The organism is Rhodococcus jostii RHA1, from assembly GCF_000014565.1.
In the GTDB taxonomy this organism is placed as follows: Bacteria; Actinomycetota; Actinomycetes; order Mycobacteriales; family Mycobacteriaceae; genus Rhodococcus_F; species Rhodococcus_F jostii_A.
In genome coordinates this window covers 289,929-307,007 of the sequence record NC_008268.1, presented here as the reverse complement: position 1 = coordinate 307,007, position 17,079 = coordinate 289,929, and the positions used below count along the sequence as shown (strand labels likewise).

2 protein-coding genes (1 of these 2 cut by a window edge) are annotated in these 17,079 nt (G+C 68.8%); one reads left to right on the top strand and one right to left on the bottom strand.

Going from position 1 to position 17,079, the window contains the following annotated elements:
• Positions 1 to 61 precede the first annotated feature (61 nt).
• A complete protein-coding gene (locus RHA1_RS01185) occupies positions 62 to 2,869 on the top strand; it encodes a non-ribosomal peptide synthetase (RefSeq protein WP_041810910.1) in 2,808 nt (935 codons plus the stop codon).
• Here RHA1_RS01185 and RHA1_RS01180 read toward each other — a convergent pair.
• On the bottom strand, positions 2,845 to 17,079 hold the 3' portion of the coding sequence (locus tag RHA1_RS01180) for a non-ribosomal peptide synthetase (protein WP_011593531.1). 12,381 nt of this gene lie beyond the right edge of the window; 14,235 of the gene's 26,616 nt are visible here — the last part of the coding sequence; its start codon lies beyond the right edge, outside the window; the stop codon is at positions 2,845 to 2,847. The two genes, RHA1_RS01185 and RHA1_RS01180, sit on opposite strands and share 25 nt — an antisense overlap.

Here is a 17,079-nt window from a genome sequence, read left to right as displayed (position 1 = left end):
CCGCGCGTCTGTCGACTACGATTGCTTCATGCACCAATCTCCTTGGGGGAGGTCTGGACCGGTGCGCACGGCGTTCGGCCATGCGATGACTCTGCGGGTGCCCCGCGGAGTGAGCTCGGACATGCTTGCGGTGCGGTGGGGTACGGCGTCCCGTCGCTGGTGGGAGCGCGCGACCAGGCCGTCGCGTCTATGGGTGGTGGATGTTCCGGCCGGTTCGGCGTCGGAGGAGGCACGACGCCGGCTTGCCGCCGAGTGCCGGCGGCCCGTCGCTGTCGATGGTCCGGCGGTGCGCGCAGTCGTGATGCAGTACCTCGACCAGGTGGCCGATCTGGTCGTGGTCGCCGATCGGCGTGATCTCGACACTGCCTCGCTCACGCTCGTGTGTGACGTGCTCGTCGGCGTGCGCGACGCCGACACGGTGACCGCGAATCCCGTTGGTCGACATCGGCACGGTCGGGCACTGGGCGGATGGAGCGCGGAGGTACTGCGTTCCTCCCACCCGCTGGTCGCGGCCCGTGAGGATATGACGGCGACGGTGGCCGCTGCCGCCGCGGTGGTGACCGGTAGGCGTGACGACCTCTCCGTGGTCACGGTTCCGGTGTGGCGGGTCGACCGGACGCGGCCGCCCCGAATGCTCGGCGGATTCGAGAACTGGGTCGACCTGGCCTTTCACACTTCCCTGGACCGCACTCTGGCCGAGCTGGCGGAAGAGGTGAAATGCTCACGGCAACAGGAGGTCTCGTGGGAATCTGTGAAGATCGGAGAAATGCGCAGTACGGCAACCGGGGTGCTGGGGACGGTTACACGTGACACCGGACGTGAGTATCTCCCCTGCCAGACGGCGCCGTTTCCGCTGACACTCGTGCCGGTGGCCGACACCGGCGGACACGCCACCCTGGAGGTCTACGCCGACCCGGTGTCTGTGGACGCCGACACAGCGGCGAGGTTCGGGCAATGGGTCGCCCGAGTGGTGAACGGACTTCGCGATCCGTCACCGCGACGACGTCGTGTGTTCGGTGCGGCGGTGGCACCGGTGGGTGCCGGTGTGCGAGCGCCTGTCTCCGGCGGGAGAATCGAGGATCTCGTCGTCCGGCAGGCTCACGAGCGTCCCGACGCGGTCGCGGTGACCCATGGCCGGCGCACATTGACTTACCGTGCACTCGAGGAGCAGTCGGCCTGGATGGCGCGAGGTCTTCACGATCGGGGAGTCGGCCCGGGGGACCGGGTCGGAATCTGTGTGGATCGGTCGGTCGATCTCGTCGTGACGATGCTTGCGGTGTTGCGCAGCGGTGCGGCGTTCGTTCCGATGGACGTGCGGCATCCTCCGGATCGGCTCGCGTACACGGCGCGTGATGCCGGTGTCCGATTGGTCGTGACCGAGTTGCAGGGCGAAGCCCGGTGGGCCGGAGTACCGGCGGTGACGCCGGCGGAGTTGCCGGGATCGGTATCGGGCCCGGGTGAGGTGGATTGGGCTGTGGGAGGCGACGGCGCCCCCGCCTACGTGGTCTACACGTCGGGGTCGACGGGTCGGCCGAAAGGCGTGGTGATTCCGCACCGTGCCGTGCCGGCGCTGATGTCGGCCACCGCAACCGAATTCGCGCCGACTCCCGGGGACACCTGGTCGATGTTCCATTCGCCCGCCTTCGATTTCTCGGTGTGGGAGATCTGGGGCTCGTTGTCGACCGGTGGCCGACTCGTGATCGTGCCGTACTGGATCTCGCGGTCCCCAGTGGAGTTCCACACATTGCTCGCCGACGAACGCGTCTCCGTCCTCAGTCAAACGCCGTCCGCATTCGTCCTCCTGGCCGCGGCCGACCGGGATCTCGAGCCGCTGTCCGCGCTCCGCCTCGTCGTGTTCGGCGGTGAGACTCTCGACCCCCGGGTGGTACTGCCGTGGCTCGACCGGTATCCGGAATCACGATGCCGGTTGGTGAACATGTTCGGGACGACGGAAACCACCGTGCACGTCACCGCGCACACCGTGACGCGGCGCGACGCCCTGACCGGATCGCGCACGGTGGGGAAACCGCTACCCGGCTGGGAGATGGCGGTCGCGGACGAGTTCGGCGATCCTCTGCCGAACGGCCTGACCGGCGAGATCTACGTCGGCGGGGCCGGTGTCGCGCTCGGGTACCTCGACCGTGCCGGACTGACTGCCTGCCGCTTTGTCGCTGCACCCGGCGGGTCCCGCTGGTATCGAACAGGCGATCGCGGAAGAATCTGTGACGACGGCACTCTCGAGCATCTCGGTCGCCTCGACACCCAGGTCCAGATTCGCGGGTTCCGTGTGGAGCTCGACGAGGTGCGTTCCGTGCTCCTCGACGATCCCGTCGTCACGGCAGCGGCCGTGGTGCCCTCGGGAAGGCCGGAAGACCCGGCCGGAATCGCGCTCGACGCCTACGTCGTCCCGGGCGGGTCCGCTGCGGCCGGGGGGACGGAGACGGTCGCAGCGATACGCGAACGCGCGGCCCGATTCCTACCGGAACACATGGTGCCCCGGTCGATCACCCTGGTCGACGCTCTACCGCTCACCATCAACGGAAAGATCGACGTGGCAAGGCTTCCCGCACCCGCACCGCGGTCTCTGCCGCACAATGTCGTCGAACCGCAGGACGGTGGCCCCCTCACCGATGCGGGAACAGCGCACATGCTCACCGACATCTGGGAGTCGGTGCTGGGAGTCCCGGTCTCGCTGGACGACAACCTCTTCGAGCTCGGGGGGAACTCGCTGTGCGCGATCAAGGCCGACAGCATGATGCGGCGGCTCGGTCTTCCTGCCCTCCCGATGCGGGAGCTGTACCGGCACCCGAGCATCCGCGGAATCTGCGGCACTCTGGCGCGGCTCTACCTGCCCCGCCCGGATAGGTAGTTTTCGACGAGCATGCCGATCGCACGTGCTGGTTTCGGTTGCATCATGTCGTTGTGTCCGCAGTCGACGTGTTCTTCCTGCACGGTGCCGGTAATCGAGTCGCCCCATCCGTCGTGGGGACCGTCCTCAGCGATGAGCAGGAGCGCGTCCCCGCGAAAGACTCTCGGGGCGAATCGCGCCGCTAGCCGGGTCGACCGGTCATATCCCTCGGCGATGCGCCGCAGCTGGTCTGCCGTCATGGCCGCTGCGGGACCGTACGCCTCGCGGAGGCGGTCGCTGGCGTCGGAGTACCTGAGCGGTCGGGAGTTCGCGCCGGGTCCGACGTCGACCCCCAGCCCACGCAGAAGGTCTCCGACGTCCAACGGGTCGGGTTCCGCAATCGGTTCGCCCGCATAGCTGTCCAGGAGCACGAGGGACGCGACCTCCTCACCCCGGTCCTGCAGCTCGGTGGCCATGGCATGCGCGATCAGACCGCCGAGCGACCAGCCGAGCAGATGATACGGCCCCGCCGGCTGGACGGCACGGACCTCGTCGAGGTATCGGTGCGCCAGGTCCTCGATCGAGTCGTACTCGGGACCGCCGCCGAGGGAGGGCAACTGCAGTCCCCACACGGGCCGGTCCGGTGAGAGATGGCGCACCATCCCGGTGTACGCCCAGGCCAGGCCCATCCCGGCATGGACGCAGAATAGTGGTGCGAGCCGGTCACCACGGCGCAGCGGCACGAGAACCCGGAGAGCTTCGTCGGTGGTGGCGGGCACTTCTGTGGCGAGGCGGGCCGCGAGCCCCGCGGGAGTGGGGTCCAGGAAGAGCGCGGGAAGCGGCACCGGCCGGCCCAGTCGCCGCTGCAGGTCCGCGGCGACGCGGACCGCGGACAGTGACGTGCCGCCGAGTGCGAAGAAGTCGTCCTCCACTCCGATCGGGCGGTCCTCGCCGATGTCGACGACTTCCGCGATAGCCTCGACGACGGCCCGCTCCACGGCCGTGGACGGGGCACGGAATCGGTCGGGCCGGGGACCGAACTCGGGTTCGGGGAGGGCCGAGCGGTCGAGCTTGCCGGCCGGGGTCAGTGGCACCTCGTCGAGTACGACGACCGCGGCGGGCACCAGATACGGCGGAAGCTGCGCGGACAACGCCGTGCGCACCGCACTCGCGTCGACGTCCACGCCGGTCGCACCGTGGACATAGGTGACGAGTATCGGTTCCCCGTCCGGTCCGGTTCGCCCGACGGTGGCCGCGAAACCGATGTCCGCGCGCGCCGCGAGGATCGAATCGACCTCGCCCGGCTCGACCCGGAATCCGCGCACCTTGATCTGGAAGTCGGTGCGGCCGAGATGTTCGAGCGTGAGGTCGGGCCGGGTGCGTACCAGGTCACCGGTGCGGTACATCCGCCACCCGGGGGCGGCGAACGGGCAGGCGACGAAATGGGTCGCCGTCGTGGCCGGGCGGTCGTGGTAGCCGCGGGCCAGACCGGGCCCTGCCAGGTACAGCTCGCCCGGGGTGCCCGGGGGAACGGGATGCAGCCGGGCGTCGAGGACGGCGGCGGTGAACCCGCGGACGGGGCGCCCGATGGTGACGGGTTCCGCCGGTGCCAGTGGTTCACTGACATGCGACCAGATCGTCGTCTCGGTGGGACCGTACGCATCGAGCATGCGCCGGCCGGGTGCCCATCGCCGGGCCAGGTCGGTCGGGCACGGTTCACCGGCGACGACGAGGACCCGCAGCGAGTCGAGTCCCGTCGGTTCGAGCGTGGCGAGCGCGGTCGGGGTTATGAACGCGTGGGTGATCCGCTCAACGGCGAGGATGTCCGCCAGGGCCGACCCGCCGTAGGTCGGCGGGGGTACGAGCACGACCTGGGCACCCGCACAGAACGCCATCGTCAACTCGAACAGCGACGCGTCGAAACTGGGGGACGCGAGGTGCGAGACCCGCGCATCGGGCGTGACGTGGAGGTGGTGACGTTCTTGCTCGAACAGGTTTGCCAGACCCCGGTGCGACACGACCACGCCCTTCGGGGCGCCGGTGGACCCGGACGTGTAGATGAGATAGGCGGGGTTGTCCGTGCGCAGCGGAGCTGTGCGGTCGACGTCGGTCACCGGCGTGGAAGGAAAGTGCCGCGTTTGCGTTTCGAAGTCGGGATCATCGAGCACCAGCCACTCGACCGTGTCGGGCAACTGTGCACGATACCCAGCGACGGTGAGGCCGAGCGCAGCGCCGGCGTCGGCGAGCATATGGGCGATCCGGGTGAGCGGATACGTCGGGTCGACGGGTACCGACGCCGCACCCGAGCGGGCGACCGCCCACACGGCACGGACCCACGCGATCGACCGCGGCAATGCCAGGGCGACGACACCCTCTGGGACGGCACCCCGAGCGATGAGCAACCGGGCGAATTGCGCGGAGTCTTCGCCGAGTTGGCGATAGGTGAGCGCGCGACCGGCGTCGGATACGGCCAGCCGGTCGGCGTGCCGCTCCACCGCCTCGGTCAGCAGGTCGGGCCACACCCGCGCCGGGAGGCCGGGCGGTCCGGAGACAGAGGTGTCCTCGTCCTCGTCGCCGAGCGTGAGGTCTCCGACCGGGTGGTCCGGGTCGGCGACGACCGCCGCGAGGAGACGGGTCAGACGATCGGCGAAGCCCTGCACGGTCGCGGCGTCGAAGATGTCGGTGGCATAGGTGAATCCGGCGGCGATCCCGTTCGGGTCACCGGACTCGTCGAACGTCTCGGCGACCACCAGTTCGAGATCGACCTTGACGACGGGCGGCGTGTACTCGGCGACCGTGACCGTCAGGTCCGGCAGTGTGATCTCTGGTCGCTGGACGCTCTCGAATTCGAGTGACACCTGGAACAGCGGTGAGCGGGAGGTCGACCGCGCCGGATCCACGGCCTCGACGACGCGCTCGAAGGGCAGGTCGGCGTGCAGGAAGGCGCCGAGATCGACGTCCCTGGTGCGGTCGAGTACCTCGGTGAACGACCGGGAGCCGTCGACCGGCGTGCGCAGGACGAGTGTGTTGACGAACATGCCGACCAATGGGTCCAGCCGGGGATCGGGGCGGCCGGCGACGGGGGTGCCGATCACGATGTCGGAACTCCCGCTGAGGCGGGCGAGGAGGACGGCGAATACCGCGTGGATCGCCATGAAGAGCGTCGAGTTGTTCTGCCGCGCGAGCGCCGATAGTGACCGGTGCAGGTCCCGTCCGATGTGGAACACGACCCGATCCCCGTGGTGGGTGCGGTGGGTGGGTCGGGGTCGGTCGGTGGGGAGGGGGAGGGTGTCGGGGAGGTTGGTGAGTGTGGTGGTCCAGTAGGTGGTTTGGGTGTGGGTGGTGGGGGTGGGGTGTTGGGGTGTGCCGAGGAGTTGGTGTTGCCAGTGGGTGTAGTCGGTGTAGGTGAGGGGTAGGGGTGTGGGGTGGGGTGGTTGGTGGTGGGTGTGGGCGGTGTAGGCGGTGGTGAGGTCGTGGGTGAGTGGGGTGAGGGAGTGGCCGTCGGCGGCGATGTGGTGGAGGACGAGGGTGAGGGTGTGGTGGGTGTTGTCGAGTTGGTAGAGGTGGGTGTGGAGGGGGGTGTCGGTGGTGAGGTCGAAGGGTTGGGTGGTGTCGGTGTTGATGTGGTGGGGGAGTTGGGTTTCGGTGGTGGGGGTGGGTGTGAGTGGTGGGGTTGTGGGGTGGGGGTGGATGTGTTGGGTGGGGTGTCCGTGGTGGAGGGGGTAGGTGGTGTGGAGGGGTTGGTGGCGGTGGATGAGGTCGGTGAGGGCGTGGTGGAGGGCGGTGGTGTCGAGGTGGCCGGTGAGGTGGAGGGTGAGGGGGATGTTGTAGGTGGGGGTGGTGGTGTCGTATTGGTTGAGGAACCAGATGCGTTGCTGGGCGGGCGATAACGGCACGAACTCGGGTTGGGGCCCCGGAGTGGGCACCGGCAGCGGGGCGTCGTTCGAGTCGTGGTCGAGGTGGGTGGACAGGACCCGCGGTGTCCGGTCCTCGAACAAGGTCCGGACGTCGATGTGGGTGTGCAGCGTCGAATTGACCCGTGCCACGACCCGTGTCGCCGTCAGCGAGTTCCCGCCCGCCTCGAAGAAGTTGTCGTCGACACCGACGTGCTCGAGCCCCAGAACGGCCGCGAATGCGTTCGCGATGGTCTCCTCGACGGGCGACGTCGGTCGGTGGGCGGGATCGGCCGGGGAGTCGAACCGGGGATCGGGCAGTTCGGCGCGATCGAGTTTGCCGACGGGGGTCAGCGGGATCCGGTCGATCGGCACGATCGCGCTGGGCACCATGTGAGCCGGAAGTCGTTCGGTGAGATAGGCCGAGAGTAGTGCCGGGGCGAGTTCCGCGGAACCGACGACGTAGGAGACGAGGATCGGGTCCCCGGCGGGTCCGGTGCGGGTGAGTGTCGCGGCGTATTCCACGTCCGGGTGGGCACCGAGGACGGCGTCGACCTCGGCGGGTTCGATGCGGAACCCGCGCACTTTCACCTGGAAGTCGGCGCGGCCGAGGTACTCGACCACCCGACCGCCGGACGTGTCGGCGATCCAGCGGACGATGTCGCCGGTCCGGTACATCCGCTCGCCCGCCGGCCCGTATGGAGCGGCGACGAAGCGTCCTGCGGTCAGCCCCGGCCTCCGGTGGTATCCGCGGGCCAGACCCGGCCCGGCAATGTACAACTCACCCGGAACGCCGTCCGGGACCGGTTGCAGCCGCGCATCCAGCACCACTTCCTCCGCACCGGCGATCGGGCCGCCGATCGTCACGTCGGACCCGGGTGCGAGCGGCGCGCTGATGTTGGACATCACGGTGGTTTCGGTGGGGCCGTAGCCGTTCCGCAGAGCACGGCCACGGGACCACCGGGTCACCAGACCGGGCGGACACGCTTCTCCGGCCGCGAGAATCTCGCCGAACCCGTCGTATCCGTCGAGATCATCGGGATCGGCCGAGGCTAGTGCGGCAGTCGGGACGAAGGCATGCGTCACCCGTTCGGCGGCGACGAAGCGGGACAGCTCCGTGCCGCCGACGATTGTCGGCGGGCTGATCACCAGAGTCGCGCCACAGCCGAACGCCAGTAGATAGTCGAACACCGATCCGTCGAATGAGGGTGACGAGAAGTGGAGCACGCGCGAGTGCCGCCCCGGACCGAGGCCGGCCGCCTGCGCCGCAGCGAGCGTGGCCAGCCCGCGGTGCGGAACCACCACGCCCTTCGGGACACCGGTCGATCCGGACGTGTAGATCATGTATGCGGGATGGTCGGGTCGCAATGGCCGGCGGCGATCGGCATCACCGACGGCGCCGCTCGGCTGTTGTTCGACCATCGTGACCGTCCCGGGTTCGTCCAGGACGAGCCATGGCACCGTGGCCGGCAGCCGCTCACGTTGCGGTGTCAGTGTGACGCCGAGCGCGACACCCGAATCGGCGATCATGTCGGTGATGCGTGCGGCGGGATAACCCGGGTCGATCGGGACGAAAGCGGCCCCGGTCTTGGTGATCGCCCAGACCGCAAGCACGGAGTCGGCGGAACGGGGAATCGCCAGGGCAACGTAGCGCTCCGGGCCGGCGCCACGCGTGATCAGCAGGCGCGCGAGCCGGTTCGACGCCTCGTCGAGGTCGCGGTAACTCACAGCGCGACCGGAGTCTTCGAGCGCGACGGCGTCCGGATCGAGGGCTGCGGCGTCGGTGACGATCGTCGCGAGCGTGCGGGTGGCGGGTGCGGGACCGCCGCGCACGGGCGCGAGCGCACGGAACTCGTCGTCGCCGAGAAGCCGCACCGACGCCACGGTCGTGTCCGGTGCCGTCGCGATGACGTCCAGTGCCCGGCACATGTGGGCCGCGATCGCCTCGGTGTCCTTGCGGCTGAGGAACTCCGGCAGAAACTCGAACTTGAGGTGGAGTGTGGTGTCGGTGGTGGCGGCGAGTGCGAGGGGGTAGTGGGTGGCGTCGGTGGCGGAGGTGGTGGTGATGGTGAGGTCGGTGGGTGGGGTGGTGGTGTGGTGGGGGTAGTTCTCGTGGACGGTGATGGTGTCGAAGGTGGTGGCGTGGGGGTTGGGGATGTGGGTGAGGGGGAGGTGGTGGTGGTCGAGGAGTTGTGTGTGGGTGGTGTGGGTGCGGGTGAGGAGGGTGGTGAGGGTGTCGGTGGGGTGGAGGGTGATGCGGACGGGGATGGTGTTGATGAAGAGTCCGATCATGGTTTCGATGCCGGGGATGTGGGGTGGGCGTCCGGAGACGGTGGTGCCGAAGGTGATGTCGGTGGTGCCGGTGTGGGTGGCGAGGACGAGGGCCCAGGCGGTGTCGATGATGGTGTGGAGGGTGAGGTCGTGGGTGCGGGCCACCGTCCGCAACGCATCGGTGTGCTCCCTTGACAGCGAGACCCGATACTCCTCGGGGAAAGTGGATGGGACGCGGCCGCGTGCGGACGGCACCAGGATCGTCGGTCCTTCCAGTCCGTCGAGGACGTCGGCCCACGCGGCCCGGCTCTCCTCGAGGGACTGCTGGGTGAGCCACTCCAGGTAGCGGCGATACGGGAGGGGTCGAGGCACAGCGCCGGGGTCGGTGTGGTGCTCGTACAACTGGAGGAGTTCGTGCAGGAGAAGGGGCGTCGACCAGCCGTCGAGCAGGATGTGGTGATGAGTGAGGGCGACCTGGTGGTGGGTCGGTCCGTGGGTGATGAGCGTGAGCCGGAGCAGGGGTGGCGCGGTCAGGTCGAACGCGGTGGTGCGGTCGGCGGTGACTATGTCGTGAGCGACCGTCCCGTCGCGCTCGTCGCTGAGATCGTGGTGATTCCAGGGAAGTATTGCAGGAGTGATGATTTGAATCGGGGTGCCGTCGGGAGTGTGTCCGAAGGCGGCGCGGAGGTTCGGGTGGCGGCCGAGTAAGGCGTCCGCGGCGTCGCGGAGACGGTCGGGATCGAGGGGGCCGTCGATGTCGAGGACGAGTTGCACGACGTAGGTGTCGAGGTCCTGGCTGGTCAATTCGTGGTGGAACAGCAGGCCGGCCTGCAAGGGGGTGAGGGGCCAGACGTCGGTGAGGGTGGGGTAGTGGTGGTGGAGTGCGTCGAGGGCGGGTTGGTCGAGGTGGACGAGGTCGAGGTCGCTGGGGGTGAGTCGGCCGGCGCCGGGTCGGCTGATGTGGTCGGCGAGGGCGGTGAGCGCTTCGGTCCACAGCTCGGTGAGCTCGGTGACGTCGGCCGCCGGGAGCACACCGGGCGGATACACCCAGGTGGTGCGCAGGATCGGGGCGCCCCCTGACTCGTAGACGTAGGCATTGACGTCGAGAATCGCTGCGACGGGCACGTTTCCGAGAATCGTGGTGTCGAACTCGATGCTGGTTATCGGTTCCCAGCCGGCACCGTTCGAGAGCCCGTGCGGCGGGTAGTCGAATCGGCCGAGGTAGTTGAGGGTGATTTGGGGTTGGGGGAGGTTGCGGAGTTGTGTTGCGGTGTGGGGGTTGAGGTAGCGGAGGGGGCCGTATCCGGTGCCGTGGTCGGGGGTGTTGTGGAGTTGTTCTTTGATGGTGGTGAGGGCGTGTCCGGTGGCGGGTCCGCCGGTGAGGGCGTCGTGGAGGTCGATGTCGGTGAGGTCGAGGAGGGCGGGGTGGATGGTGGTGAACCAGCCGAGGGTGTGGGTGAGGTCGGCGCCGGGGATGTGGGTGTTGGTGCGGCCGTGGCCTTCGATGGTGACGAGCAGGGTGTGGGTGGGGGTGTGGTGTCGGTGGCGCCAGGTGGTGACGGCGAGGGCGAGGGCGGTGAGGAGGGCGTCGTCGATGCCGCAGTGGTAGGTGGTGGGGAGGGTGGTGAGGAGGGTGTGGGTGGTGTGGGGTGGGAGTTCGGTGGTGGTGTGGGTGGTGGTGTGTTCGGTGTCGTGGGTGGGGTCGAGGGGTCTGGTGCCGAGTGGGGGGTCGGGGGTGGTGAGGATGGTGCGCCAGTGGGGGAGTTCGTGGGTGTGGTGGGTGGTGGTGTCGGTGAGGGCGTGGGCGTAGCGGCGGGCGCTTGTGGTGACGGGTGGGAGTGTGGGGGTGGTGCCGGTGGTGTGGGCGTGGTGGGCGGTGGCGAGGTCGGGGATGAGGATGCGCCAGGAGACGCCGTCGATGGCGAGGTGGTGGATGGTGAGGAGGAGGTGTCCGGGTTGGGTGTGGGGGTCGAGCCAGACGAGTTGGAGCATGATCCCGTTCTCGGGATCGAGTCGGTGCGTTGCGGCGTCGAGTTGCGCGCGTGCCGTCGCGGCGAGGTCGTTGTCCGAGTGCGTCTCGACCGCGACGTGGGTGATGAGGGGTGCGGCGGCGATTGTTCCGGCCGGTGGGATCTCGAGGACGGTGTCCTGGTCCGTTTTTCCGCGCCGGAGTCGGGCTCGGAGCATGTCGTGGTGGTCGAGGACCGTCTGCACGGTGGCGGTGAGAGTGTCGGTGTTCAGGTCGGGTGGGGCGGTGAGCAGGACCGATTGGCAGAACGTGTCGAGGTCGCCCCCGCGCTCGAGCAACCACCGCGCGATCGGCACGAGCGGTGCGGTCCCGACGCCACCGCCGGGAAGCTCGGCCAGCACGTCCTGCTTCACGGTGGCGGCGACCTCGGCGAGTGCGGCCACGGTCTGGTGCTCGAAAATGTCTCGGGGAGTGACGAAGACACCGTCCTCGTGGGCGCGGGACACCAACTGAATCGCCATGATGCTGTCGCCACCGAGTGCGAAGAAGGACTCGTCGGCACTCACGGACGGCACGCCGAGGACCTCCGCAAAAATCTCGGCGAGGGCCAACTCGCTCGCGGTCACCGGGGCGCGACCTGTAGAGACGCGTTCGGCGAAGTCGGGTGCGGGCAACTGTCGGCGATCGAGCTTGCCGTTCGGGGTCAGCGGCAGGCGGTCCAGGACCACGAGCGTCGCAGGCACCATGTGCGGTGCGAGAATCGTTCGGGCGAAGCCGAGGACCCGATCGATGTCGACAGCCCTCGTCTGTTCACCGTCCCGGACGGGTACGACGTACCCGATCAGGCGCTCGGTGCCTCGGTCGTCGGGCCGGACCGACACCGCGGCCTGTGCGACATCCGGGTGGCGGACGAGCGTGGCCTCGACCTCTCCGGGCTCGATCCGGTAGCCGTGTAGCTGAACTTGGGCGTCACTACGTCCGAGGAACTCGAGTTGGCCCTGCGCGTTCCAGCGTGCGAGGTCACCGGTGCGATACATGCGTCCTCCGCGCCCGGCCGGGTCCGCCACGTACCGGGTCACCGTCAGCCCGGATCGGTGCAGGTACCCACGGGTGACCTGGTTCCCGGCAACGTACATCTCGCCGGTCACTCCGGTGGGTACCGGGTGGAGCCGCCGGTCGAGGACGTACACGCGCAGTCCCGGAATCGCCCGGCCGATGACCGACCGCGCAGCGGGACGAGGGTCGCCGAGGGGATGCCTGGTCACGTGCACGGTGGTCTCGGTGATGCCGTACATGTTCACGAGCTGGGGTCGGGTGTGATCGTGCCGGTCGAGCCAGTCGACGAGGTGACCGTGCTCGAGGGCTTCGCCGCCGAAGACGACGTACCGCAACGCCAGGTCGGTCGGCTGGTTCCGTTCCGCCGTGGCCAACTGGGCGAACGCGGTGGGAGTCTGGCACAGGACCGTCACCCGCTCGCGGCGGAGCAGGCTCAGGAACTCGTCGGGTGCGCGGGCGGTGACGGTGTCGACGATGACCAGTCGGCCCCCGTGCAGGAGGGCGCCCCACAACTCCCATACCGAGAAGTCGAAGGCGGCCGAGTGGAAGAGCGTCCACACGTCGGTCTCGGCGAAATCGAACGCAGTCCGGGTGTTGTCGAACAGTGTCGTGAGATTACGGTGTGTCACCACGACACCTTTCGGGCGTCCGGTCGACCCCGACGTGTACACGACGTACGCGACCGCGTCGGGGGTGAGCGCGGCCCGTCTCTCGGGATCGGTGATCGGATCCGGCGACAGATCCAGCAGGTGTGCGCGTGTGTCCGCGTCGTCGGCGAGCACGGTGGGAAGGTTCCGCCGCAGTCGGGCCGCGTGGTCGGTCGTGGAGACGAGACACACCGGGGCGGCGTCGGACATCGTGGCGTCGAGCCGGTCGGCCGGGTGACCGACGTCGAGGGCGAGGTAGCCGGCTCCCGCTTGCTGTGCGGCCAGCAGGGCGACGACCAGATCGATTGAGGGTGGCAGTGCTACGGCGACGACCGTGTCGGGGGCGGCGCCCAGTTCGACGAGATGCCGGGCGAGTCGGTAGACGCGGGCACCGAGTGCCGCGTAGGTGAGCGTTTCGCCGGTATCGGTCAGCGCCGATTCGTCGGCGAAGCGGCGGACGGACCGAGTGAACCGGTCGGCGAGTATGGCCTCGACTGGCTCCGCCGGCGGCGAAGGTGTGCTCGACCCGGTCGTCAGCGCGGTCCGTTCGGTGGCGTCGAGGAGGTCGACGTCCCCGACTGGCCGGCCGGGGTCCGCGGTCACCGAGTCGAGGAGCCGGAGGAAGCGCGCGGCGACACCCTCGACGGTGGTGCGGTCGAAGATGTCGGTGGCATAGGTGAACGCGGCCGACAGGCCGGGGTTCGCGGCGTCCGCATGCTCGCGGAGGGTGAGCTGAAGGTCGAACTTCGCGAGGGGCGGAGTGTCCTCGGCGACCGTTACCGTCAGGTCCGGCAGTTCGAGGTGGAGTGGTACCTCGGTCCCATAGTCGATCAGGACCTGGAACAACGGTGTGTGCGTCGTGGACCGCTCCGGTGCCAGGATGTCGACAAGCATCTCGAAGGGCAGGTCGGCGTGCATGAATGCACCGAGGTCCGCGTCGCGGGTTCTGGTCAGGACTTCGCGGAACGAACCGGCCGAGTCGACCGGGGTCCGGAGGACGAGCGTCCCGACGAACATGCCGACGAGTTGGTCCAGCCGGGGATCGGGGCGGCCGGCGACGGGGGTGCCGATGACGACGTCGTCCGTGTCGCACAGGCGCGCGAGCAGCGCGGCGAAGGCCGCATGCAGAGTCATGAACGTGGTCGCCCCGGTACTCCGCGCCAGCGCACGCAGGCGGTGGTGTACGTCGGCGGGGATCTCGAAGCGGATGGACTCCCCGTGGTGGGTGCGGTGGGTGGGTCGGGGTCGGTCGGTGGGGAGGGGGAGGGTGTCGGGGAGGTTGGTGAGTGTGGTGGTCCAGTAGGTGGTTTGGGTGTGGGTGGTGGGGGTGGGGTGTTGGGGTGTGCCGAGGAGTTGGTGTTGCCAGTGGGTGTAGTCGGTGTAGGTGAGGGGTAGGGGTGTGGGGTGGGGTGGTTGGTGGTGGGTGTGGGCGGTGTAGGCGGTGGTGAGGTCGTGGGTGAGTGGGGTGAGGGAGTGGCCGTCGGCGGCGATGTGGTGGAGGACGAGGGTGAGGGTGTGGTGGGTGTTGTCGAGTTGGTAGAGGTGGGTGTGGAGGGGGGTGTCGGTGGTGAGGTCGAAGGGTTGGGTGGTGTCGGTGTTGATGTGGTGGGGGAGTTGGGTTTCGGTGGTGGGGGTGGGTGTGAGTGGTGGGGTTGTGGGGTGGGGGTGGATGTGTTGGGTGGGGTGTCCGTGGTGGAGGGGGTAGGTGGTGTGGAGGGGTTGGTGGCGGTGGATGAGGTCGGTGAGGGCGTGGTGGAGGGCGGTGGTGTCGAGGTGGCCGGTGAGGTGGAGGGTGAGGGGGATGTTGTAGGTGGGGGTGGTGGTGTCGTATTGGTTGAGGAACCAGATGCGTTGCTGGGCAGGCGAGAGCGGTGCGTACTCCGGTTCTTGCGCGGCGGCGGTCAACGGGGGGCGCGGCTCCGATTGTGTGTCGTCCAGGAGCAGCCGCGCCAGAGCGCGCGGCGTGGGGGCCTCGAACAGGCTCCGTACGGCGAGGTCGGTATGCAGGGTCGTGTTCACACGGGCGACGGCCCGGGTCGCCGTCAGCGAGTCTCCACCTGCCGCGAAGAAGTCGTCGTCCACTCCCAGACTCGACAGGTCGAGTGCCGCGGCGAGGGTTTCCGCGACGGTCTGTTCGAGTGGGTTGGCCGCCGACACCTGCGCGGGGAGCGGGGTGGATCGGAGGGCGCGGAGTGCGTCGCGGTCGAGCTTGCCCGACGGCGTCCGCGGAACCACGTCGATCTCGATGACCGCGGACGGAACGAGCTGTGCGGGAAGCCGACCGGCCAGGTAGTCGCGGAGTTCTCGGGGCCCGGCCGCACCGGCGGTCGTCACGTAGGAGATCAGTGTCGCGTCCTGATCGGTCGTGTCCGGGCCGCCCGTCGAGGGGAGGGTCGCGCTGAACGTGACCGCCGGATGACCGGACAGCACCGCGTCGATCTCGCCGGGTTCGATCCGGTACCCCCGCACCTTCACTTGAGAGTCGGTGCGACCCAGGTACTCGAGGACGGCAGACCCTTCGCGTCCGGTGTTCCAGCGGACGACATCACCGCTTCGATACATGCGACCGCCCGGTGGGCCGAACGGATCGGCCACGAAACGGGTGGCGGTGAGTGCGGGCTTGCCGTGGTATCCGCGGGCGATCGCGTCACCCGCGATGTACAACTCGCCCCGGGCCCGGATCGGGACCGGTTGCATTCGAGCGTCGAGTACGACCTCGGTGACGCCGCGGATCGGGCCGCCGATCACATTCGCACCGTCGGCGGCCGGATCGTCCGAAATATCCGCCGCTACGGTACTTTCCGTCGGTCCGTACGCGTTGATGAGTCGACAGTGCGGAGACCACCGGCGAATCACCTCGGGGGTGCACTTCTCACCGCCGGTCACGACGCACTCGAGGTCGTCCAGGCCGTCCGGGTCCAGGGCAGTCAGCGTCGTGGGGGTCAGGAAAGCATGGGTCACCCGGCTGTCGGCGAGATGCCGACGCAGTTCATCCCCGCCGTAGATCGTGGTGGGCACGATCACCGCCGTGGCTCCCGCGGACCACGTGAGCAGATACTCGAGTACCGACGCGTCGAAGCTGGGAGACGCGAAATGCGCCACCCGGGACGCTGCTGTCACCCCGGTACACTCGCGCAACGTGGTTGCGAGAGAGTTCACTCCACGATGACCGACCACCACACCTTTCGGAACCCCCGTGGAGCCGGACGTATAGATCAGGTACGCCGCGTTGTCGGGGCGGATCGTTGGCGCCGGACAAGCCTCCGAAACACCGGCGTGTGGTAGCCGGCCGGCACCCGTGCCCTCGATGTCGATCCACGTGACGGTGTCCGGCAGCGCGTCGCGACGACTGCTCGTGGTGAGCCCGACGAGGACTCCGGAATCGGCGACCATGTGCTGGATGCGGATCTGCGGATACGTCGGGTCGACGGGCACGAACGCGGCGCCGGTTCCGGCGACGGCCCAGACTGCGAGGACTGACTCGAGGGACCGCGGTATCGCGATGGCGACCACACTTTCCGGACCCACACCCGACTCGACGAGACGGTCGGCAAGGAGCAATGCGCGGGCCTCGAGTTCGGCATACGTCAGCCGGCGGGCCCCGTCGTCTACGGCGACGGCGTCGGGCGAGCGCTCGGCGGCGTCCCCGAGGATCGCGCCCAGGGTCCGCGGCTCGTCGGCCGCCTCACCCAGGGCGGGCACCACGGCTCGCTGCTCCGCAGCATCGAGAAGGTTCAGGCGGGCGATCGGCAGGGACGCGTCGGATCCCATGGCGACGAGCACACGCGCCAGTTGTCCGAGGATCGCGTCGACGCTGTCGGCGTCGAATGCCGACAGCTGGAAGATGCCCCGCAGGTGGAGTGTGGTGTCGGTGGTGGCGGCGAGTGCGAGGGGGTAGTGGGTGGCGTCGGTGGCGGAGGTGGTGGTGATGGTGAGGTCGGTGGGTGGGGTGGTGGTGTGGTGGGGGTAGTTCTCGTGGACGGTGATGGTGTCGAAGGTGGTGGCGTGGGGGTTGGGGATGTGGGTGAGGGGGAGGTGGTGGTGGTCGAGGAGTTGTGTGTGGGTGGTGTGGGTGCGGGTGAGGAGGGTGGTGAGGGTGTCGGTGGGGTGGAGGGTGATGCGGACGGGGATGGTGTTGATGAAGAGTCCGATCATGGTTTCGATTCCGGGGATGTGGGGTGGGCGTCCGGAGACGGTGGTGCCGAAGGTGATGTCGGTGGTGCCGGTGTGGGTGGCGAGGACGAGGGCCCAGGCGGTGTCGATGATGGTGTGGAGGGTGAGGTCGTGGGTGCGGGCCACGGTCCGCAACGCATCCGTCTCGGCGGCCGTCAGTGCCACCACGCGCTCCGCGCAGGGACCCGGATCCCGGTGAGGTTCGAGGCCCGGTGCGAGCCG